This is a genomic window from Microbacterium panaciterrae (assembly GCF_039541635.1).
GTDB lineage: Bacteria > Actinomycetota > Actinomycetes > Actinomycetales > Microbacteriaceae > Microbacterium > Microbacterium panaciterrae.
The window spans coordinates 228,813-249,071 of sequence record NZ_BAABGP010000008.1 but is presented as its reverse complement, the minus strand read 5'-3'; the positions used below and the strand labels follow the sequence as shown (position 1 = coordinate 249,071).

19 protein-coding genes are annotated in these 20,259 nt (G+C 70.2%); 16 read left to right on the top strand and 3 right to left on the bottom strand.

Going from position 1 to position 20,259, the window contains the following annotated elements:
* The first annotated feature begins 43 nt into the window (after positions 1 to 43).
* Genes ABD882_RS06135 through ABD882_RS06120 form a run of 4 tightly spaced genes read left to right on the top strand, consistent with a single transcriptional unit; the run spans position 44 to position 5,639 of the window.
* Positions 44 to 499, top strand: a complete 456-nt coding sequence (locus tag ABD882_RS06135; protein WP_345185349.1) for a preprotein translocase subunit YajC — start codon at positions 44 to 46, stop codon at positions 497 to 499.
* Positions 500 to 552: 53 nt separating this feature from the next.
* Positions 553 to 2,283 (top strand): protein translocase subunit SecD, encoded by a 1,731-nt coding sequence (gene secD / locus ABD882_RS06130; protein WP_345185347.1) that lies wholly within the window; start codon positions 553 to 555, stop codon positions 2,281 to 2,283.
* Complete coding sequence (secF, locus tag ABD882_RS06125) at positions 2,283 to 3,281, top strand: protein translocase subunit SecF (RefSeq protein WP_345185346.1); 999 nt, start codon at positions 2,283 to 2,285, stop codon at positions 3,279 to 3,281. Before secD ends, secF begins: the two co-directional genes overlap by 1 nt.
* Before the next feature lie 57 nt (positions 3,282 to 3,338).
* Positions 3,339 to 5,639, top strand: a complete 2,301-nt coding sequence (locus ABD882_RS06120) for a RelA/SpoT family protein (protein WP_345185344.1) — start codon at positions 3,339 to 3,341, stop codon at positions 5,637 to 5,639.
* Positions 5,640 to 5,663: 24 nt separating this feature from the next.
* On the opposite strand, the gene ABD882_RS06115 is transcribed toward ABD882_RS06120, so the two are convergent.
* The 3 genes from ABD882_RS06115 to ABD882_RS06105 all read right to left on the bottom strand — a co-directional run bounded on the left by ABD882_RS06115 (position 5,664) and on the right by ABD882_RS06105 (position 8,265).
* Positions 5,664 to 6,221: a type IV toxin-antitoxin system AbiEi family antitoxin gene (locus ABD882_RS06115; RefSeq protein WP_345185343.1), complete on the bottom strand. Its 558-nt coding sequence runs from the start codon at positions 6,219 to 6,221 to the stop codon at positions 5,664 to 5,666.
* 77 nt (positions 6,222 to 6,298) lie between these two features.
* Complete coding sequence (locus ABD882_RS06110) at positions 6,299 to 7,885, bottom strand: DUF349 domain-containing protein (RefSeq protein WP_345185341.1); 1,587 nt, start codon at positions 7,883 to 7,885, stop codon at positions 6,299 to 6,301.
* Between the two features lie 92 nt (positions 7,886 to 7,977).
* Positions 7,978 to 8,265, bottom strand: coding sequence for a hypothetical protein (locus ABD882_RS06105; RefSeq protein ID WP_345185340.1), 288 nt, complete (start codon positions 8,263 to 8,265; stop codon positions 7,978 to 7,980).
* Positions 8,266 to 8,357: 92 nt separating this feature from the next.
* Between ABD882_RS06105 and ABD882_RS06100 the strand changes: the two genes are divergently transcribed.
* The 12 genes from ABD882_RS06100 (at position 8,358) to aroQ (ending at position 20,140) form a co-directional block, all read left to right on the top strand.
* Positions 8,358 to 9,695, top strand: coding sequence for a replication-associated recombination protein A (locus ABD882_RS06100; protein ID WP_345185338.1), 1,338 nt, complete (start codon positions 8,358 to 8,360; stop codon positions 9,693 to 9,695).
* A gap of 207 nt (positions 9,696 to 9,902) precedes the next feature.
* Entirely contained in the window at positions 9,903 to 10,532 is a 630-nt protein-coding gene (gene rpsD, locus ABD882_RS06095; protein WP_345185337.1) for a 30S ribosomal protein S4, read from the top strand.
* A gap of 133 nt (positions 10,533 to 10,665) precedes the next feature.
* Positions 10,666 to 10,857, top strand: coding sequence for a hypothetical protein (locus ABD882_RS06090; protein WP_345185335.1), 192 nt, complete (start codon positions 10,666 to 10,668; stop codon positions 10,855 to 10,857).
* Between the two features lie 68 nt (positions 10,858 to 10,925).
* A complete protein-coding gene (gene alaS, locus ABD882_RS06085) occupies positions 10,926 to 13,586 on the top strand; it encodes an alanine--tRNA ligase (RefSeq protein WP_345185334.1) in 2,661 nt (886 codons plus the stop codon).
* Positions 13,583 to 14,056 (top strand): Holliday junction resolvase RuvX, encoded by a 474-nt coding sequence (ruvX, locus tag ABD882_RS06080; protein ID WP_345185332.1) that lies wholly within the window; start codon positions 13,583 to 13,585, stop codon positions 14,054 to 14,056. Before alaS ends, ruvX begins: the two co-directional genes overlap by 4 nt.
* Before the next feature lies 1 nt (position 14,057).
* A complete protein-coding gene (gene mltG, locus ABD882_RS06075) occupies positions 14,058 to 15,437 on the top strand; it encodes an endolytic transglycosylase MltG (protein ID WP_345185331.1) in 1,380 nt (459 codons plus the stop codon).
* Positions 15,407 to 16,306, top strand: coding sequence for a shikimate dehydrogenase family protein (locus tag ABD882_RS06070; protein WP_345185330.1), 900 nt, complete (start codon positions 15,407 to 15,409; stop codon positions 16,304 to 16,306). The genes mltG and ABD882_RS06070 overlap by 31 nt, the downstream gene beginning before the upstream one ends.
* 4 nt (positions 16,307 to 16,310) lie before the next feature.
* On the top strand, positions 16,311 to 17,540 hold the full coding sequence (aroC, locus tag ABD882_RS06065; RefSeq protein WP_345185329.1) for a chorismate synthase: 1,230 nt from the start codon (positions 16,311 to 16,313) through the stop codon (positions 17,538 to 17,540).
* Positions 17,527 to 18,054: a shikimate kinase gene (locus ABD882_RS06060; RefSeq protein WP_345185328.1), complete on the top strand. Its 528-nt coding sequence runs from the start codon at positions 17,527 to 17,529 to the stop codon at positions 18,052 to 18,054. The genes aroC and ABD882_RS06060 overlap by 14 nt, the downstream gene beginning before the upstream one ends.
* Positions 18,051 to 19,157, top strand: coding sequence for a 3-dehydroquinate synthase (gene aroB / locus ABD882_RS06055; RefSeq protein ID WP_345185327.1), 1,107 nt, complete (start codon positions 18,051 to 18,053; stop codon positions 19,155 to 19,157). The genes ABD882_RS06060 and aroB overlap by 4 nt, the downstream gene beginning before the upstream one ends.
* A complete protein-coding gene (locus ABD882_RS06050) occupies positions 19,154 to 19,669 on the top strand; it encodes a GNAT family N-acetyltransferase (RefSeq protein ID WP_345185326.1) in 516 nt (171 codons plus the stop codon). Before aroB ends, ABD882_RS06050 begins: the two co-directional genes overlap by 4 nt.
* A 12-nt stretch (positions 19,670 to 19,681) precedes the next feature.
* Positions 19,682 to 20,140 (top strand): type II 3-dehydroquinate dehydratase, encoded by a 459-nt coding sequence (aroQ, locus tag ABD882_RS06045; protein WP_345185325.1) that lies wholly within the window; start codon positions 19,682 to 19,684, stop codon positions 20,138 to 20,140.
* The last annotated feature ends 119 nt before the right edge of the window (positions 20,141 to 20,259 follow it).

Genomic DNA, 20,259 nt, shown 5'->3' with positions numbered 1-20,259 from the left:
CGCGCCATCGGTGGTGCGCACGCCCGAAAGGCTTTCTCCTCGCATGAACATCGCGACCTTCTTCTCGCAGTACGGCCTGTTCTTCGTCCTCGCGATCCTGCTCGTCTTCATGGTGTTCAGCACCCGTCGGCGCAACAAGCGCATGAAGGACGAGCAGGCGAAGAAGGCGACCGAGACGGTCCCGGGCGCTCGGGTGCTCCTGCAGGGCGGCCTGTACGGCACGATCGTCGAGTTCGACCCGGAGAACCTGGATCGCCCGGCCCGCGTCGAGATCGCGCCCGGCGTGGTCATCGACGTGCACTCCCAGGCGATCCTGCGCGTCGTCACCGACGATGTGGATGCCGCTGCCGCTGACGACGCGGCCGCGCCGCTCGACCACACGCCCCTCGACGACCAGACCCCGCTGGACGAGCGCCCCGCGAAGGCGGGCGACATCCGCATCGAGTCCGCCGAGGAGACCCGCGCGCGCCTGGAGCGCGAGGCGGACGACAAGAACTGACGCCCGTCCCGCTCTCGTAGAGAGTCCGTTCTCCTAGAAAGCGAAGAACCTTCGTGGCATCTTCTTCCCCCGTCAAGCACGCCTGGCGGGTCCTGCTCGGCCTGCTCGTCCTCGTGGCGGTGCTCTTCGGCATCAACGCCGGCGGCGTGATCTTCAGCAAGAGCTCCTGGGCGCCCTCGCTCGCGCTCGACCTCCAGGGCGGCACGCAGATCATCCTCAGCGCCCAGACGCCCGACGGCAAGGATCCGAGTGCGGATCAGCTGGATCAGGCGGCGCAGATCATCCGTCAGCGCGTGGACGCCTCGGGTGTCGGCGAGAGCGACATCACCACAGAGGGCGGTCGCAACATCGTGGTGCAGATCGCGGGCAAGGCCGACCAGGCCACCCGCAATCGCATCCAGGCGAGCGCCAAGATGGAGCTGCGCGCCGTGCTCGCGGCGACCAGTCCTGCGACGTCGTTCGTCGGCAGCGACGGCAAGTCGACACCCTATCCGACCCCCGCACCCGACCTCGGATCCACGCCGTCGCCGTCGCCCACGGACGGCAGCGACCTGTCCTGGATCACGCCGAAGCTGAAGGCCGAGTTCCTCTCCTACGACTGCAAGACCAAGCGTGACGCGGCGAAGCTGCCGGCGAGTGAGCCGCTGATCGCGTGCGACAGCAGCGGGCAGGCGAAGTACCTGCTCGGCCCGGTGGAGCTCGACGGCACCTCGATCACCGATGCCGTCGCCGGCATGAACCAGCAGAACGGCCAATGGGAGGTCAACCTGACCTTCAACGGGAAGGGCACCGACGCGTTCGGCAAGGTCAGCCAGCGCCTCTACGCCTACACGCAGCAGAATCTCACGCCGCGCAACCAGTTCGCGTTCGTCCTGGACGGATCCGTCATCTCGGCGCCGTCGATGAACGGGATCATCCTGGACGGCCGGCCCTCGATCAGCGGATCGTTCACGCAGGAGTCATCGAAGAGCCTCGCCGACCAGCTCAAGTACGGGGCGCTGCCGCTCAGTTTCACCGTGCAGAGCTCCGACACGATCTCTGCGACGCTCGGCTCCCAGCAGCTGCAGATCGGCCTGATCGCCGGCCTCATCGGCCTCGGCCTGGTCGCGCTCTACTCGCTGCTCAGCTACCGGGCGCTCGGGTTCGTGATCGTCGCGTCGATCGCGGTGATGGCGGTGCTCACCTACGTGATCATCTGCATCCTCGGCTGGCGGATGGGCTTCCGGCTCTCGCTGGCCGGCGTCGCCGGCCTGATCGTGTCGATCGGATTCACGGCCGACTCGTTCATCGTGTACTTCGAGCGCATCAGAGACGAGCTGCGCGACGGCAAGTCCATCACCGGTGCCGTCGAGGACGGCTGGGCACGCGCCAAGCGCACGATCTACATCTCGAAGTCGATCAACGTGCTCGCCGCGGTCGTGCTGTACATCCTCGCGGATGCGACGGTCAAGGGCTTCGCGTTCACGCTCGGCCTCACCACGCTCATCGACGTCGCCATCTTCGTGATCTTCACGCACCCGGTGATGCAGCTGCTAGCCCGCACGCGGTTCTTCGGCAACGGGCACCCGCTGTCGGGCATGGATCCGGAGGCGCTCGGCGCCGTCTACCGGACGCGCACCGAGTACCGCGAGGTCGCCACAGCATCGCAGGGCAAGGCGGCACGTGCCGGACGCTCCCGCGGTGAGGCGGAGCGCCGCCAGACCATCGCCGAGCGCAAGCGGGCCGAGGCCCTTGCCGCGGCCGAATCGGGCTCGGCCCGTTCCGGGAACGAGGAGAACGACTGATGCGCTCCATGAACGAGTTCGGCAACGACCTCTACTCCGGCAAGACCTCCTTCCCGTTCGTCGGGAGGCGGCGCGTCTGGTTCGTGATCGCGATCCTGCTCGTGATCGGTTCGGCCCTGGTGCCGGTGTTCCGCCCCGTCCAGTTCTCGATCGAGTTCACCGGCGGCTCGCAGTTCACTGTGGAAGCGCCGGCGAACCGCGACCAGAGTCTGGCGACCGCGGCTGTGCACTCGGTCACCCCGGCGATCACCACCAAGACCACGACGGTCAGCAACCGCGACATCCGCGTGCAGACGGGCCAGATGTCCTCGGACCAGACGACGCAGGTCGCCGCCGCGCTGGCGAAGGCCTACGACGTGCCGACGGACAAGGTGAACACGTCGTTCATCGGGCCGAGCTGGGGCGAGGGCGTCACCCGCCAGTCGCTCTGGGGCCTGGCGATCTTCCTCGCGCTGACCTTCCTGATCCTCGCGATCTACTTCCGCACCTGGAAGATGTCGGCGGCCTCGATCCTCGGTCTGCTCGACGTCCTCGTCATCACGATCGGCGTCTACGCGCTGGCCGGGTTCGAGATCTCCCCGGCGGCGGTGATCGGCTTCCTCACGATCCTCGCGTACTCCCTCTACGACACCACGGTCGTGTTCGACAAGGTCAGGGAGAACACCACGGAGGAGGGGGCGAAGTCCTCCCGGACGTTCGGCGAAGCGGTGAACCTGGCCGTGAACCAGACCCTGGTGCGCTCGATCAACACCGCCATCATCGCGGCGCTGCCGGTCGGTGCGATCCTCTTCATCGGCGCCTTCTGGCTGGGGGCGCAGACCCTGACCGACATCTCGCTGTCGATCTTCGTCGGCATCATCGTGGCCACGTATTCGACCCTCTTCGTCGCGGCGCCGCTGTACTCGCTGTTCCGTGAGAACGAGAAGACGATCAAGGATCACGACAGCCGCGTCACCGAGGCACGCTCCCGCGCCACGGCGACCGCGGTGGAGGTCTGACCTCTCGATGCGCCCCGCCATCCGCTCCGCGCGTAGGATGATCTGCCTGGAGGTCGGATGAGCGAGGTCGGAACGGCTCGGGGCTCGAATCAGGGTCAGGGGGCGAATCAGACCCCGGGTCAGAATCAGGGGCAGGGCTCGAGTCTGCGCAGGCTCGTGCCGCGCATCTTCTCGCGCGCGCCCCGGATCAACGACCTCGACAACCTGATCCGCACCGTCCGGCAGAACCATCCGCGCGGCGATCTCGCGATCATCGAGCGCGCCTACGCCGTCGCGGCCGAGAAGCACGAGGGTCAGAAGCGCCAGAGCGGCGAGCCGTACATCACGCACCCGCTCGCGGTCGCGCAAATCCTGGCCGACCTCGGTCTCGGCCCGCGCGCCATCGCCGCGGCCCTGCTGCACGACACGGTCGAAGACACCGGGTACGCATTGACCGAGCTCACCGCGACGTTCGGTGACGAGGTCGCGATGCTCGTCGACGGCGTCACCAAGCTCGACAAGGTCAAGTACGGCGACAGCGCTCAGGCCGAGACGGTGCGCAAGATGATCGTCGCGATGTCCAAGGACATCAGAGTGCTCATCATCAAGCTCGCCGACCGGTTGCACAACGCCCGCACCTGGGGCTTCGTCCCCCCGGAGAAGGCGGCGAAGAAGGCCACCGAGACGCTCGAGATCTACGCGCCGCTCGCTCATCGTCTCGGCATCCAGGCCATCAAGACGGAACTCGAGGATCTGTCTTTCGCGGTGCTGCATCCGAAGATCTACGCCGAGATCGACAGCCTGATCAAGCAGCGCACCCCGCAGCGGGAGAAGTACATCCGGGAGGTCGTCGACGCCGTCGAGAGCGATCTGCGCGACCTGCGCGTGCGCGGCAAGGTGGCAGGGCGGCCCAAGCAGCTCTACTCCGTGTACCAGAAGATGGTGGTGCGCGGCCGCGAATTCGACGACATCTACGATCTGATCGGGATCCGGGTGCTGGTCGGCACCGTGCGCGACTGCTATGCGGTGCTCGGCGCCATTCACGCCCGCTGGACGCCGCTGCCCGGTCGTTTCAAGGACTACATCGCCACCCCGAAGTTCAATCTCTACCAGTCGCTGCACACGACCGTGATCGGTCCGGGCGGCCGCACCGTCGAGATCCAGATCCGCACGCAGGAGATGCACCAGCAGGCGGAGTTCGGCGTCGCCGCGCACTGGATGTACAAGGAGCGGATGAACGGCGGCGGCAAGAGCTCCACGACCGACGCGGACATGACCTGGCTCGCGCACATCTCGGACTGGCAGGCCGAGACCGCGGATCCGAGCGAGTTCCTCGATTCGCTGCGATTCGAGATCGGCGCGAAGGAGGTCTACGTCTTCACGCCGAAGGGACGCGTGATCGGGTTGCCCGCGGGGGCCACGCCGGTGGACTTCGCGTACGCGGTGCACACGGAGATCGGCCACCGCACGATGGGCGCCAAGGTGAACGGACGCCTGGTGCCGCTGGAGACGACGCTGAGCAGCGGCGACGTCGTCGAGGTGTTCACCTCGAAGAACCCCGACGCCGGACCCAGCCAGGACTGGCTGACATTCGTCAAGAGCACGCGCGCGCGCAACAAGATCCGCGGCTGGTTCACCAAGGAGCGGCGCGAGGAGGCGATCGAGCAGGGCAAGGAGGCGATCGCCCGTGCCATGCGCCGGCAGAACCTGCCGCTGCAGCGACTGATGAGCCAGGAGTCGTTCACGGAGGTCGCACATCAGCTGCGCTACGAGGACGTCTCCGCGCTCTATGCCGCCGTCGGCGAGGGCCACGTGTCGACGCAGTCGGTCCTGGAGAAGGTCACCGCGCTGATCTCGACGGCCGAGGACACCACGACCGGCGTCATCGACGTCCCCGCGCAGGGCCGCAGCCGGATTCCGCGAGAGGGCGATTCGGGCGTGCTCGTGCGGGGTGCCTCGGACATCCTCGTCAAGCTCGCCAAGTGCTGCACACCGGTCCCGGGAGACGAGATCGTCGGCTTCGTGACGCGAGGCAGCGGCGTGTCCGTGCATCGGTCCGACTGCGTGAACGTGAAGGCGCTGTCCGCCGAGAAGGATCGCATGGTCGAGGTGACCTGGGCGCCGACCTCGCGCAGCGTGTTCCTCGTGCAGATCCAGGTCGAGGCGCTCGATCGCGCCGGCCTGCTCTCCGACGTCACCCGGGTGCTCAGCGAGCACCACGTGAACATCCTGTCGGCGACCGTGCAGACCACGTCCGACCGGCTGGCGCTGAGTCGTTTCGTGTTCGAGATGGGCGACACGGTGCACCTGGACCGAGTGCTGAACGCCGTGCGGCGCATCGACGCGGTGTACGACGTGTACCGCGTGACATCCTCCTGATCCGCCGTAAGCCCCGACCCTCGATCAGCCCTGACGCTCGATCAGCTCGGCGAGGAACCGCTCGGCACGGTGGCGGCCGGGGCCGCGGGCGATCTGCGACAGGCGGATCGCCGCGCGTGCGGCCAACCCGGGGTCGGCGCGCGCCAGCGCCAGCGCCCAGGGTCGACGGTCGGCCACGGTCGAAGGCCAGCGCAGCAGGTCGATGAGCGTGCGCTCGGCTGTGGCGACGGCCAGAGTGCCGAAGCGCTGCACGTCCTCGGGTTCGAGCGCCGGGTCATGCACGAGCACCCTCCAGGTGCTCGAACCGCGCAGCCGCCGTTGGGTCGCGCTCTGCAGCTCGTGCACCGCCGGGGGAGCGTCTCCGGCGCCGTGGATCCAGGCCGCGCTCATGCCGGCGAAGGCTGCCCCGGGCATGCCTCGGACGAGCGGGGCGAGCGATGCGATGCGCAGTGCGGCGGTCTCGACGAGGTCGGCCGGCGCGTACGCCTCACCGAGCTCCACGACATCGCCGTCGAGGCGCGCCGCGCTGAGCTCGGCGCCGGAGAGCCGCTCACCCGGGACATGCAGGAACATGTTGTGCATCGGTCCAGTCTGGGCGAGACGGCACAGGGCGGGGATCCGAAGACCCCCGCCCTGTGGACAACTCCGCTGCAGCGGACTCAGCCGTCGAGCGCGTTGAGCCAGGCGCGACGGGCCTCCAGGGCCTCGTTCGCCTGCTTCAGCGCCTTCGCATCGCCGGCCTTCTCCGCCGCATCGCGCTCGGCCTCGAGCTTCTCGATGGCCTGCAGCAGCTGCTCGCTCATCGCGCCGGCGCGGGCCTTCGTCTCAGGATTGTTGCGCTTCCAGTCGACGTCCTCGCGCGCCTTCAACTCCTGCTCGATCGCGCGCAGGCGGTCATCGAGCGCGCGCTCCCGCTCGCGCGGGAAGATGCGTCCGACGTCGTCCCACTGGCGCTGGATCCGGGTGAGCAGAGCACGGGCCTTGCCGAGGTTCGGCTCGTCGGCGACGGCCTTGGCCTCGGCGAGCAGCGCCGTGCGCGCCTCGATCCGCGGGGCGGACTCGGCTTCGGTGGCGGCGGCATGCTCGGCGCGGGCCGAATACAGCGCGTCGCCCGCGGCCTTGAACTTCGCCCACAGTGCGTCATCGGCCTTGCGGCCGGCGCGGCCGGCTGCCTTCCACTCGTCCAGCAGCCCGCGATAGGCGGGGATGCCGTCCACGCCCTTCGGCGCGAGGGCCTCGGCGCGCTCCACCAGACGGGCCTTGATGTCGCGTGCCGCCTTGTGCGTCTCGTCGAGCTCGGCGTAGAACGCGCGGCGCTGACGATCGACGGTGGCGCGGGCGTCGCGGAATCGCTTCCAGAGCTGGTTCGCCGCGCCCTTCGGCAGCCGGGCGCCGTTCTGCTGGTGACTCTGCCACGCGTCGAACAGGGCCGCCATCTCTTCGGTGACCTTCTTCCACTGCACCGCGGAGAGATCCTGAGCGGCGATCGCCTCGGAACGCTCCACCAGGGCGGTGCGCTCGGCGATCGCGGCGTCGACGGCCGCCTTCGCCTCCACGGCTTCTGCCGCGGCAGCGCCGGCGAGGGACGCCGTCAGCGCGTCGAGCCGGCCGCGCAGGCCGGCGAGGTCTCCCACGGCGGTCGCGTCGGTCACTTCGGCGACGAGGTGCCCGGCCTGCTTGGCGAGATCGCCCGCGGCCGCACCCCCGGACTGCACGCGCTGCTCGAGCGTGTTCACCTTGAACGCGAGGTCGTCGTACTTGCGCGCGAAGTACGCGAGCGCCTCGGCCGGGGTGCCGTCCGGGTACTCGCCGACGACGCGCCAGGTCTCACCCTCGCGGACGGAGACGGTGCCGTCGACCTCGACCCGGCCCCACTCTGCGGCATCCGAGGATGCCGCCGGTGCGGCGATGATCGGCGCGGCCGGGGCGGCGGGGCGGATCGGCGTGGCCGGCGGACGCGGCATCGCGGGCGGCCGCGGCATCGCCGACGGTCGCGGGGCGGGCGCCGGAACCGGGGCGGCCTCCGGGGCCGGGGCGTCCTCCGGGGCCGGGGCGGCCTCCGGGGCCTCCGTCGCTTCCGCGGTGGTCTCCGTGGTCCCGGCGGATTCCGGAGCGACGACGGCAGCCTCCGTGTTCGCGACCGGCTCGGAGCCGGTCGCGGCCTCCGCGCTGTTCGTGGGATCGGGGATGGGCGTGGGCTCGGGGGCGGTCGTGGACTCGGTGTTGTTCGGCTCTGGGGCAGACACGGTGAACTCCTTGCGCGGGCGGGCCGCGGGAGGCGGAAAGGACAGCCTCAGCCTAGTACGCCGGGCGCGGGAGCGAGCAGGACCCGGTGTCCTCAGCCCGCCGGGGTCGACGTGGCCGTGGGCGTCGGCGTGACCGCCGGGGTCGGCGTGACGGTCGGCGAGGGCTTGGGTGCGGGCGCGGTCGCCTCGGCATGCAGCACCTGGCTGACGATGGCGGCGACGACGATGACCGAGCCCGTGATGATCGCGACGGTGTTGTCCCGGATCCGGCGCCGCACGATGCCGTCATGCCAAGCCCGCCGCGCGCCGTGCAGGCGGGCGCGCTCCTGTTCGAGTCGAGCACGCTGCTCGCGGGCGTTCGTCGGACGGCGACCGGCCATGGATCCTCCTGGATGTCGGGCACCGAGCCTACCCTGCGGGGCCGTGGCCGCTGTGCGCCGGGATGTCGGCGCACGCGGCTAGCCTGGTGCGCATGAGTCCCGCGTCCCCGCTGATGTCCGGCCAGACGCCGCTGGCGGTGCGGATGCGACCGATCTCGCTCGGCGAGGTCGCCGGGCAGCAGCATCTGCTCCGCCCCGGATCTCCCATCGTGACCCTTGCGGATCCGGAGGCGAAGACCGCCGCGAGCGTGTCCATGATCCTCTGGGGTCCGCCCGGCACGGGCAAGACGACCCTGGCGCAGGCGATCGCGCGTTCCTCCGGCCGGCGCTTCGTGGAGCTCTCCGCCGTCACGGCCGGGGTGAAGGACGTCAGGGAGGTGATGCAGGAGGCGCTCACGCAGCGCGATCTTTACGGCCAGACCACGATTCTGTTCCTCGACGAGATCCACCGCTTCACGAAGGCGCAGCAGGATGCGCTGCTGCCCGGCGTGGAGAACGGCTGGGTGATCCTGATCGCGGCGACCACGGAGAACCCCTCCTTCTCCGTGATCTCGCCGCTGCTGTCCCGCTCGCTCCTGCTCACTCTGCAGGCGCTCACGGACGACGACATCGGGCTGCTCATCGACCGGGCCGTGGGCGACGCGCGAGGGCTGAACGGCGCCGTCACGGTGGCGGACAGCGCGAGGGCTGCGCTGATCCGTCTTGCCTCCGGCGACGCACGCCGCGCCCTCACCGGGCTCGAGGCGGCGGCCACCGTCGCCGCGTCGCCGGATCGCGTCGCGGACGACGCGTCGTCCCCCGTGATCACCGACGACGACGTGGCCCAGGCCGTGGACCGCGCGCTGCTGCGCTACGACCGGCAGGGCGACGAGCACTACGACGTGATCAGCGCCTTCATCAAATCGATCCGCGGATCCGACGTCGACGCCGCCGTGCACTACCTCGCGCGGATGATCGAGGCGGGGGAGGATCCGCGTTTCATCGCGCGCCGGCTCGTGATCTCCGCCGCGGAGGACATCGGCCTCGCCGACCCGCACGCCCTCGTGATCGCCGTCGCCGCCGCCGACGCGGTCGCCTTCATCGGCATGCCGGAGGGACGCATCCCGCTCGCCGAGGCCACGGTATATCTCGCCACGACGGCCAAGTCGAACGCGGCCTATATGGCGATCGACGCGGCGATCGCCGACGTGCGCGCGGGCGGGTTCGGCCGGGTGCCGGTGCATCTGCGTGACGCCCACTATCCCGGCGCGAAGCGGCTCGGCCACGGGAAGGGCTACCGGTATCCGCACGACAGCGACGCCGGGATCGTGCCGCAGCAGTACCTCCCCGATGAGCTGCGCGGGCGTCATTACTACCAGCCCAAGGCGCTCGGCGCAGAGCGCGACGTGCAGGCACGGCTGGAGCGGATCCGGCGGATCCTGGGGGACTGATCGCCGGGCTCGCACGCCCGCGGAGTCCGGGACGGACGCTCAGGGCCGGTCTGATAGCATGGACCGGCTCGAAACAGAGTTTTCGAGCATCTCTCCACTCCTGCAACACCCTTCCGTCCGCCCCGGCGTGCGTTCGTGAGGGGCGGAATCGAGACGATACGTCCGCGAGCCGTGACCGACACGGCCGCGTCATGGAAGGAACACTTCGTGGTCACGAAGTCCCAGGACCGCCGCAAGGTCCGCCTGTCCCGCGCACTCGGCATCGCCCTCACCCCGAAGGCGGCCAAGTACCTCGAGAAGCGCCCGTACGCTCCCGGCGAGCACGGCCGCACCAAGCGCAAGCAGGACAGCGACTACGCCGTCCGTCTGCGTGAGAAGCAGCGCCTGCGCGAGCAGTACGGCATCCGCGAGAAGCAGCTGGTCATCCAGTTCAACGAGGCCCGTCGCAAGGACGGCATGACGGGTGAGAACCTCGTCGAGCAGCTTGAGATGCGTCTGGACGCGCTCGTGGTGCGCTCGGGCTTCGCGCGTACCACCGCGCAGGCCCGTCAGCTCGTCGTGCACCGTCACATCCTCGTCGACGGTCAGCTCGTCGACCGCCCGTCCTTCCGCGTGAAGCCGGGTCAGCTCATCCACGTCAAGCCCAAGAGCGAGGGCCTCGAGCCCTTCCAGGTGGCGGCAGCCGGCGGTCACGCCGAGGTGCTCCCCAACGTTCCGGCTTACCTCGAGGTCGAGCTCGACAAGCTGCAGGCACGTCTGGTGCGTCGTCCGAAGCGCGTCGAGGTCCCCGTGACCTGCGACGTGCAGCTGGTCGTCGAGTACTACGCGGCTCGCTGAGTCCAGCGGATCGCGTTCAGCTCACTGAGCGAACACACCGAGGAGGCGTCGGGGTTATCCCCGGCGCCTCCTTCGTGTTTGCGCATACGATGGGACACGTCGCGTCGTGCGGCCCTGATGCGGAGGTGGTGGCATGAAGAGCCTGGCATGGTTCCTGATCGGTGTGATCGGCGGTTTCGTGGCCGCGCACTTCATGAACAAGGACCCCCGCGGCCATGACCTCCTCGCCGAGGTCGACAACCGCATCAACGAGTTCACCGGCATCCTCGGCGACGCGTTCCGCGCGCAGGAGGCCCGCCTGACCCACGACATCACCGCGGACTGACGCGGACCTCTCTCCGAACCGACCCCTCGCGCTGCGGCGCGCCGTACAGCAAGGACCCCCGAGCGAGCATGAAGACCGCGGAGATCGCGCAGCGCTACCTGAGCTTCTTCGAGAAGAACGATCACGTGATCGTCCCCTCGGCATCGCTGGTCAGCGACGACCCCACGCTGCTGTTCACCGTGGCCGGCATGGTGCCGTTCATCCCGTACCTCACCGGCGTGGTCCCCGCCCCGCACCCGCGCATCGCGGACGTGCAGAAGTGCATCCGCACCAACGACATCGAAGAGGTCGGCAAGACGGCGCGGCACGGCACCTTCTTCCAGATGATGGGCAACTGGTCCTTCGGCGACTACTTCAAAGAGGGCGCGATCCGCTACGCCTGGGAGCTGCTCACCAGCGCCGAGAGCGACGGCGGCCTCGGCTTCGATGAGAAGGACCTCTGGGTCACGGTCTTCGAGACCGACGACGAGGCCGAGTCGATCTGGCGCGACGTGATCGGGCTGAAGCCGGAGCGCATCCAGCGTCTCGGTCGTGCGGACAACTACTGGAACACCGGTCAGCCGGGCCCCGGCGGCCCCGACTCGGAGATCTTCTTCGACCGCGGCCCCTCCTACGGCAAGGATGGCGGACCCGCCGTCGATGACACCCGGTTCCTGGAGATCTGGAACCTCGTGTTCATGCAGGACTTCATCGAGAACGTGCGCGGCAAGACCGAGTTCGACATCGTGGGCGAGCTGCCGATGAAGAACATCGACACCGGGATGGGCCTGGAACGCGTGGCCTTCCTCAAGCAGGGCGTCGAGAACATGTATGAGACCGACCAGGTGCGGCCGGTGCTCGATCGTGCGGTCGAGCTCTCCGGCCGTCGCTACGGCGCCGTGCATGAGGACGACGTGCGCTTCCGCGTGGTGGCCGACCACGTGCGCTCCTCGCTGATGCTCCTGTCCGACGGCGTGCGTCCCTCCAACGAGGGCCGCGGCTACATCCTGCGCCGCCTGATGCGCCGCAGCGTCCGTTCCATGCGGCTGCTCGGCGTGGACGAGCCGGTCTTCCCCGAACTGTTCGCCGCGTCCAAGGACGCGATGAAGATGGCGTATCCAGTGCTGGAGCAGGACTGGGCGCAGCTGTCCTCCGCGGCCTACGCCGAGGAAGAGACCTTCCGTCGCACGCTGGTCGCGGGATCCACGATCCTCGATCTCGCACTCGACGAGACGAAGAAGGCGGGATCCGAGACGCTGAAGGGCTCGGAGGCGTTCCTGCTGCACGACACGTACGGCTTCCCGATCGACCTCACCCTGGAGATCGCGGAGGAGGCCGGCCTCAACGTCGACCGCGCGGCGTTCGACAGCCTCATGCTCGAGCAGCGCACCCGCGCGAAGGCCGATGCCCGCAGCCGCAAGCGCCAGCTCGCCGACGTGTCCGTCTACCGTGACCTGCGTGCGCTCGGCGAGACCGCCTTCCTCGGCTATGACGAGCTGGAGGCGTCGTCCACGGTGCTCGGCATCCTGATCGACGGCCGCCCCGCCGCCAGCGCCGTCGAGGGACAGGTGGCCGAGGTCGTGCTCGCCGAGACCACCCTGTATGCGGAATCCGGCGGCCAGGTCGCCGACAAGGGCGTGATCACCGGGCCCGGCTACTCGCTCGAGGTCCTGGATGTGCAGCGCCCGGTCCCGGGTCTCATCAGCCACACCGTCGAGGTCACCACCGGCGTGGTGTCCGTCGACGCCCCGGCGACGACCAGCGTGGACGCGGCCAACCGCCGCGCCGCCCGGCAGGCGCACTCCGCCACCCACCTCGTGCACGCGGCGCTCCGCGACACGCTGGGCAAGACCGCGACCCAGGCCGGATCCCTGAACCGCGCGGGATACCTGCGCTTCGACTTCTCCTGGGGGCAGGCGCTGTCGGCAGAGACGCGGACCGAGATCGAGGAGATCGCGAACCGCGCCGTGCAGGACGGTCTCGAGGTCACCACGAAGATCATGTCGCTCGACGACGCGAAGGCCGCGGGCGCGATGGCGCTGTTCGGCGAGAAGTACGGCGCGACCGTGCGCATGGTGGACATCGGCGGCCCGTGGTCGCGCGAGCTGTGCGCGGGCACCCATGTCTCCACGAGCGCCGAGGTCGGCCTGATCAACCTGGTCGGCGAATCGTCCGTGGGAGCGTCGAACCGCCGTGTCGAGGCGCTGGTCGGGCAGGACGCCTTCCGCGAGTTCGCCGCCGAGCGCGCCCTCGTCTCGCAGCTCACCTCCGCGTTGAAGACACCGCGGGACCAGCTCACCGAGCGCGTCGCCGATCTCGCCGCGCAGCTCAAGGCCGCGGAGAAGCGGATCGCCCAGTTCGAGGCGGCGGCGCGCGCGGGCCGGGTGCCGGCCATCGCCCAGACCGCCACGACGCTCGGCGCGCTGCAGTTCGTCGGCCACGACCTGGGCGCGGTCGGCAGCGCGGACGAGGTCCGTGAGATCGCCACCGGCGTGCGCGACACGTTCGGCGGCACGCCCGTCGTCGCCGCGGTCTCCGGGGTGGCGAACGGGCGTCCGATGGTCGTCATCGCGACGAACGACACGGCGCGCGCGGCCGGCGCCAAGGCCGGCGCGCTGGCGAAGATCGCGGCCGGCGTGCTCGGCGGCGGCGGCGGCGGCCGTGATGACGTGGCTCAGGGCGGCGGATCGGACGCCTCGGCGCTGCCGGCGGCGTTCGCGGCGATCGAGCAGGAGCTGCTCCGCGCGTGACCGGCTTCCGGCGAGGTGTACGGCTCGGGATCGATGTCGGCCGAGCGCGGATCGGGGTGGCGCGCAGCGACCCGGACGGGATGCTCGCCGTACCGGTGGAGACGGTCGCACGCGATGACGGCTCCGTGGCGAGGATCGCCCAGCTCATCGGCGAATACGAGCCGCTGGAGATCCTGGTCGGCCTGCCGATCAACATGCGAGGCGAGGACACGCCATCGACCGTGGATGCCCGCGACTTCGCGCGCGCCCTCGGCGCCGCGTCGTCCGTGCCGATCCGGATGATCGACGAACGCCTCAGCACCGTCACCGCGCACCAGGCGTTACGCGCCTCCGGGCGCAGCCAGCGCGATTCCCGCGGGGTCGTCGACCAGGCCGCGGCCGTCGTGCTGCTGCAGCACGCCATCGACACCGAGAAGAACACCGGCGCCCCGGCGGGATCCGCCCTGATCCTCGACGAGGAGAGCCTCTGACATGTCCGACCGAGAAGGATCGGCCGCCACGCCCGAGAACACACCCGACCTGTTCGGGGCGCTGCCGGACCCTCAGGTGCAGGTACCGCGCCCGACGCAGCCGGCGCCGGTGCCCGGATCCCGTCGCGCGGCGCGTGAAGCCGGGCAGCAGGCCGAGACGACCGCACCTGCGGCCCCTGCCGAGACGGCGACGCGCGAGCTGCCGACGAAGGGGGCCGCGGGCGCCGGCCCCGAGCACCATGACGACGTGCACTCCACTCTGGCCGCGCTGTTCCACCACGAGCGCGATCATTCCGTGCCGGCGAAGCCCGGACGTCGCCGGCGGGGCTGCCTGACTGCGCTGATCATCGTCTTCGTGCTGATCGGAGGCATCGCCGCCGGGGGACTCTGGGTGTGGAACACCTACGGCGCGCAGATCAGCGAGACCATGGGATGGGGGCCGTCGAAGGACTTCGAGGCCGGCCAGGCGACCGGCCAGGCGCTCGTCACCATCAACAAGGGCGACACCGGCAAGCAGGTCTCCGACGCGCTCTACCAAGCCGGTGTGACCAAGACCCAGGACGTGTTCTACACGATGCTGGTCAAAGACGGCACCGCCAGCACTTTCTATCCCGGGGTGTACCGGCTGCAGACCAAGATGACGGCCGCCGCGGCGCTCAGGGCGCTGAACGATCCCAAGAACAAGATGGAGAACTCGGCGCTGATCCCGGAGGGCTACACGGTCACCGACACGATCGCGAAGATCGCGAAGAGCGTCGATGTGCCACTCGCCGACCTGCAGGCCGCCGTGCAGAACCCGGCGGACTACGGCGTGACCGCGCCGTCGCTGGAAGGCTGGCTGTTCCCGGCGCTGTACGAGTTCCCGCCCGGCGCGACGGCGAAGGACATCGTCTCGACCCTGGTCAAGCGCACCAGGGACTCGCTGGCGGCGGCCGGGGTCCCCGCGGCCGACGAGGAGCGGATCCTCACGATCGCGTCGATCGTGCAGCGCGAGGCGCGGGCGGAGGCCGACTTCTACAAGGTGTCACGGGTGATCGCGAACCGGCTCGACCAGGGCATGAAGCTGCAGATGGACTCCACCGCGCAGTACGGATACGGCGAGCTGCACAGCGGCAGCGTCAGCACGTCCGACCAGGCCCAGAACGACGACAACCCGTGGAACACGTACGTGATCGACGGACTGCCGAAGACGCCCATCGCCAATCCGGGCGACAAGGCGATCGACGCCGCGATGCACCCCGCCGCAGGGCCGTGGCTGTACTTCGTGACCGTGAACCTCGACACCGGCGAGACCGTGTTCTCCACCACGTACGCCGAGCACGAGGCGGCCGTGGCCCAGTGGCAGACCTGGTGCAAGGCGCACCCCGACTCCGGGTGCTGACGGCCGTGGCCATCGACGCGGCGGCGGAGCCGTTCCGGCTGGCGGTGTGGGGAGACCCGATCGGACACAGCCGCTCTCCCGCACTGCACCGCGCCGCCTATCGCGTGCTCGGGCTGGACTGGGAGTACGACCGACGCCAGGTCGACGCGGCAGAGTTCGACGACGCCGTGGCGGGCTTGGATCCCACCTGGCGCGGGCTCTCGCTCACGATGCCGCTGAAGGAGCGTGCGTTCGACCGCGCCGAGATCCTCGATGACGACGCCCGCCTCACGGGCGCCGTGAACACGCTGCTGCTCGGAGCGCAGACGCGCGGGTTCAACACCGATGTCGGCGGTCTCGCGTCGGCCCTCCTCGAGGCGGGACTGGGCTCATCGCGCAGGGCGCGGATCCTCGGCGGCGGCGCGACGGCGCGCTCCGCGCTGGTGTCCCTGCTCCGGCTCGGCGTCGCCGACGTCGAGATCGTGACGCGGAGGGCCGCACAGGCCGACCATCTCGTCGGGTTCGCGGAGCGGATCGGTCTGCGCGCGACCCCCGCGATCCTGGACGGCGCGCTCCGGCCCGCGCCCGTCGACCTCACGGTGTCGACGCTGCCGGGAACGGTCGCGCTGGCGGACGCCGTCGCGGTAGCCCTGGCACGTCAGGGCGGCGCGCTGTTCTCCGCCGCCTACGCGCCCTGGCCGACCGCGCTCGTGCAGACCTGGACGGCGCAGTCGGACGCGCCGGTGATCAGCGGACTCGAGATGCTGCTGCATCAGGCCGTGCGGCAGATCCGGATCTTCCGCGACGGCTCCCCGGATCGTGAGCTTCCGGACGAGCCCGGGATCCTCGCGGTCATGCGCACGGCCCTGGCCGAGCGCATGGGAGACTAGAGGCATGCTCCGCGTGCTCACGGCCGGCGAATCGCACGGCCCCGAACTCATTGCCGTCATGGAGGGTCTGCCTGCGGGCGTCCCGCTCTCCCGCGAGGCGATCCAGTCCGATCTGCAGCGCCGGAAGCTCGGCTACGGCCGCGGCTCGCGGATGAAGTTCGAGCAGGACGAGCTCACGATCTCCGGCGGCGTCCGGCACGGCTTCTCCCTGGGCAGCCCGATCGCGATGCGCATCGGCAACACCGAGTGGCCGAAGTGGATCGAGGTCATGAGCGCCGAGCCCGTCGAGCTGACGGAGAAGTCCCGCGGCCGCAGCGCCGCGCTGACCCGCCCGCGCCCCGGCCACGCCGACCTCGTCGGCATGCAGAAGTACGGCTTCGACGAGGCCCGCCCGATCCTGGAGCGCGCGAGCGCCCGCGAGACCGCAGCCCGCGTCGCCCTCGGCGCGGTCGCCCGGGCGTTCCTCGGCGAGCTCGGCATCCGGCTCGTGAGCCACACCCTCTCGATCGGTCCCGTCCGGGTGCCGGAGGGATCCGCGCTGCCGACGCCCGACGACGTCGATGTCCTGGACGCGGATCCGCTGCGCTGCTTCGACCCCGCCACGAGTGAGCGGATGGTCGCCGAGGTCGACGACGCCCGCAAGGACGGCGACACCCTGGGCGGCATCGTCGAGGTGCTTGCCTACGGGCTGCCGCCGGGGCTGGGCTCGCACGTGCACGGGGATCGACGGCTCGATGCCCGCCTCGCCTACGCTCTGATGGGGATCCAGGCGATCAAAGGCGTCGAGGTCGGCGACGGCTTCGAGACGACAAGGCGGCGCGGATCCGCGGCCCACGACGAGCTGTTCGCGACCGGCGACGGGATCGCCCGCGGCTCGGACCGCGCCGGCGGGACCGAGGGCGGCATGTCCACCGGCACGGTGCTGCGCGTGCGCGCCGGCATGAAGCCGATCGCCACCATTCCGCACGCGCTGCGCACGGTCGATGTCGCCTCGGGCGAGCAGGCCACCGCGCACCACCAGCGCTCGGACGTGTGCGCGGTGCCCGCGGCGGGCGTCGTCGCCGAGGCGATGGTCGCGATCGAGCTGGCGAACTCGGTGCTGGAGAAGTTCGGCGGAGACAACGTCGCCGAGACCCGCCGCAACCTCGAGGCGTACCTCGCCGCGATCCCGGAAGAGCTGCGCACCACGCCGGCCTCCGAGGCCGCGCTGATCCTGCACGATGAACTCGGCTGACCCGGCGCACGCGCGGACGCTGGTGCTCGCCGGTCCCATGGGGGCGGGCAAGACCAGCATCGGGCGGCGGGTGGCCAGATCCACCGGACTGCGCTTCGTCGACACCGACAAGACGATCGTGCACGCGCACGGCCCGATCCCCGCGATCTTCGCGGAGCACGGCGAGGAGCAGTTCCGCATCTGGGAGGGCGAGGCGGTCGTCGAGGCGCTCGACGGGGGAGGTGTGATCTCGCTCGGCGGGGGAGCCGTGCTCGCCGCGGACACCAGGGAGCTGCTGCGGACCGTCCCCGTGGTGCTGCTGACCGTGACCCCCGAAGCGGTCGCGTCACGGATCACCGGCACGGCCCGACCGCTGCTCTCCGGCGAGGAGGATCCGCTCGTCCGCTGGACGAGGATCTTCGCGGAGCGCCGCCCCCTGTACGAGGAGATCGCCGATGCGACCTTCGACACCTCCCGGGTGCCGATGAGCCGCGTGGCGCAGCAGATCGCGGAATGGCTGAGAGGACGAGCATGAGCACGCAACAGAACGACGCGGTGACCACGATCCCGGTGACGGGGAGCACGCCGTACGACATCACCGTCGGGCGCGACATCCTGGACCGGGTCTCCGCGGCGCTTGCGCCGTCCGTGCGCAAGGTGCTCGTCGTGCACCCGCCCACGCTGGGCGACCGTGCCGCGCAGCTGCGGGAGCGGATCCTGGCCGACACGGCGGACGGGCCGCGGGAGGTCCTGCTCGCCGAGATCCCGGATGCCGAGCAGGGCAAGCGCATGGAGGTCGCCGCGTTCTGCTGGCAGGTCATGGGGCAGGCGGACTTCACCCGCACCGACGCCGTGGTCGGCTACGGCGGAGGTGCCGTCACCGACCTCGCGGGCTTCGTCGCGGCGACCTGGCTGCGCGGTGTGCAGGTGATCCAGGTCCCGACCACGGTCCTGGGCCTGGTCGATGCGGCGGTCGGCGGCAAGACCGGCATCAACACGAACGAGGGCAAGAACCTGGTCGGCGCCTTCTGGGCTCCGCGCGCGGTGATCGGCGACCTGGACGAACTGTCCAGTCTGAGCAGCAACGAGGCAACCGCCGGCTTCGCGGAGGTCGTCAAGGCCGGGTTCATCTGGGCGCCGGAGATCCTCGACATCGTCGAGGCCGATCCCGCGCGTGCGGTCGATCCGCTCACGCCGGAGTTCCGCCGCACCGTGGAACTCGCGATCGGGATGAAGGCGCAGGTCGTCTCAGAGGACTTCCGCGAGGCCGGGCAGCGCGAGATCCTCAATTACGGTCACACCCTCGGTCACGCGATCGAGCACGCCGAGCGCTACCGCTGGCGGCACGGCGCCGCGGTCTCCGTCGGGATGCTGTTCGCCGCCGAGCTGTCGCGTCTGGCGGGGCGCCTGTCCGACGCCGACGCCAACCGGCACCGCACGATCCTGGAGTCGCTGGGGCTGCCGACGTCCTATCGCGTGGGCGCCTGGCCGACGCTGCTCGCCACGATGCAGCGCGACAAGAAGAGCCGCGGCGGCATGCTGCGCTTCATCGTCCTGGATGCGATCGCCAAGCCCACCGTGCTGCAGGCGCCGGACGAGTCTCTGCTGTTCGCCGCTTACCAGGAGGTCGGTGAGTGATCGCCCAGGTGCGCCGGATCCGCGCGGACGAGTGGATCCGCGTCCGCGACCTGCGCCTGCACGCGTTGCAGGATCCGGTGGCCGCGATCGCGTTCCTGGACACCTTTGAGAACGCCTCGGCACAGCCCGACGAGTTCTGGCAGGCGCGCGCCGCGAACGCCGCTGACGGGGACACGGCGGCCCAGTTCGTCGCGGTCGCGGAGGACGACGAGTGGTGCGGCACGGCGACAGTGCTCGGGCATCGCGACGCGACCGATTCCGCGCTCGTGGTGGGCGTGTTCGTGGCCGAGCAGCACCGCGGGGAGGGTGCGATCGAGGCCCTCTTCGATGAGTGCGCGACGTGGTCCGCCGAACGCGGCTTCACCGAGCTGGTCCTCGAGGTGCATGTGGACAACGCCCGGGCTCAGGCCGCCTACGAACGCTGTGGCTTCGTCCGCACCGGTCAGATCACCGAGCAGGAGAACGGGCGCGAGTACGTGATGGCGCGCCCGCTCATCCCCGCCGCGCGCTGATACCGTGAGGGCGTGACCACGCCGCGCCGCCTCCTGCTCCTGAACGGTCCGAACCTCAACCTGCTGGGCGTCCGCGAGCCCGGGATCTACGGATCCGCCACGCTCGCCGATGTGGAACGGATCGCCGCCGACGCCGCAGCCGCGTACGGCTACGAGACCCGCGCCGTGCAGAGCAACCACGAGGGCGTGCTGCTCGATGCGATCCACGACGCGCGCGAGGACTGCGGGGGGATCGTCGTCAACGCCGGCGCCTACACCCACACGTCCGTGGCGCTGCGCGACGCGCTCACCGGCGTGGCGCTGCCGTTCGCCGAGGTGCACATCTCCGATGTGTACGCCCGCGAGGAGTTCCGGCACTTCTCCTACCTCACCGACGTCGCCGCCGTGCACGTCGTGGGGGAGGGCGTGGACGGCTACGCCACGGCCGTGCGCCGCCTGATCGCCCTGCTCGAAGGCCAGGCGGACGGCTGAGCCCGCCGCTGCACGACGGCCGCCCTCGGGAGGTCTTCGCAGGCCCACTCAGAGGGCATCCCGTAAGATTGGACGTCGGCCACTCGGCCACGACCCTCAGGAACGGACTTCTCAGACCC

Coding starts and splice junctions, on each gene's coding strand:
- ABD882_RS06135 (WP_345185349.1), top strand. CDS start 44: ATGAACATCGCGACCTTCTTCTCGCAGTACGGCCTGTTCTTCGTCCTC.
- secF (WP_345185346.1), top strand. CDS start 2,283: ATGCGCTCCATGAACGAGTTCGGCAACGACCTCTACTCCGGCAAGACC.
- ABD882_RS06120 (WP_345185344.1), top strand. CDS start 3,339: ATGAGCGAGGTCGGAACGGCTCGGGGCTCGAATCAGGGTCAGGGGGCG.
- ABD882_RS06115 (WP_345185343.1), bottom strand. CDS start 6,221: ATGCACAACATGTTCCTGCATGTCCCGGGTGAGCGGCTCTCCGGCGCC.
- ABD882_RS06105 (WP_345185340.1), bottom strand. CDS start 8,265: ATGGCCGGTCGCCGTCCGACGAACGCCCGCGAGCAGCGTGCTCGACTC.
- ABD882_RS06100 (WP_345185338.1), top strand. CDS start 8,358: ATGAGTCCCGCGTCCCCGCTGATGTCCGGCCAGACGCCGCTGGCGGTG.
- ABD882_RS06090 (WP_345185335.1), top strand. CDS start 10,666: ATGAAGAGCCTGGCATGGTTCCTGATCGGTGTGATCGGCGGTTTCGTG.
- alaS (WP_345185334.1), top strand. CDS start 10,926: ATGAAGACCGCGGAGATCGCGCAGCGCTACCTGAGCTTCTTCGAGAAG.
- mltG (WP_345185331.1), top strand. CDS start 14,058: ATGTCCGACCGAGAAGGATCGGCCGCCACGCCCGAGAACACACCCGAC.
- aroC (WP_345185329.1), top strand. CDS start 16,311: ATGCTCCGCGTGCTCACGGCCGGCGAATCGCACGGCCCCGAACTCATT.
- ABD882_RS06060 (WP_345185328.1), top strand. CDS start 17,527: ATGAACTCGGCTGACCCGGCGCACGCGCGGACGCTGGTGCTCGCCGGT.
- aroB (WP_345185327.1), top strand. CDS start 18,051: ATGAGCACGCAACAGAACGACGCGGTGACCACGATCCCGGTGACGGGG.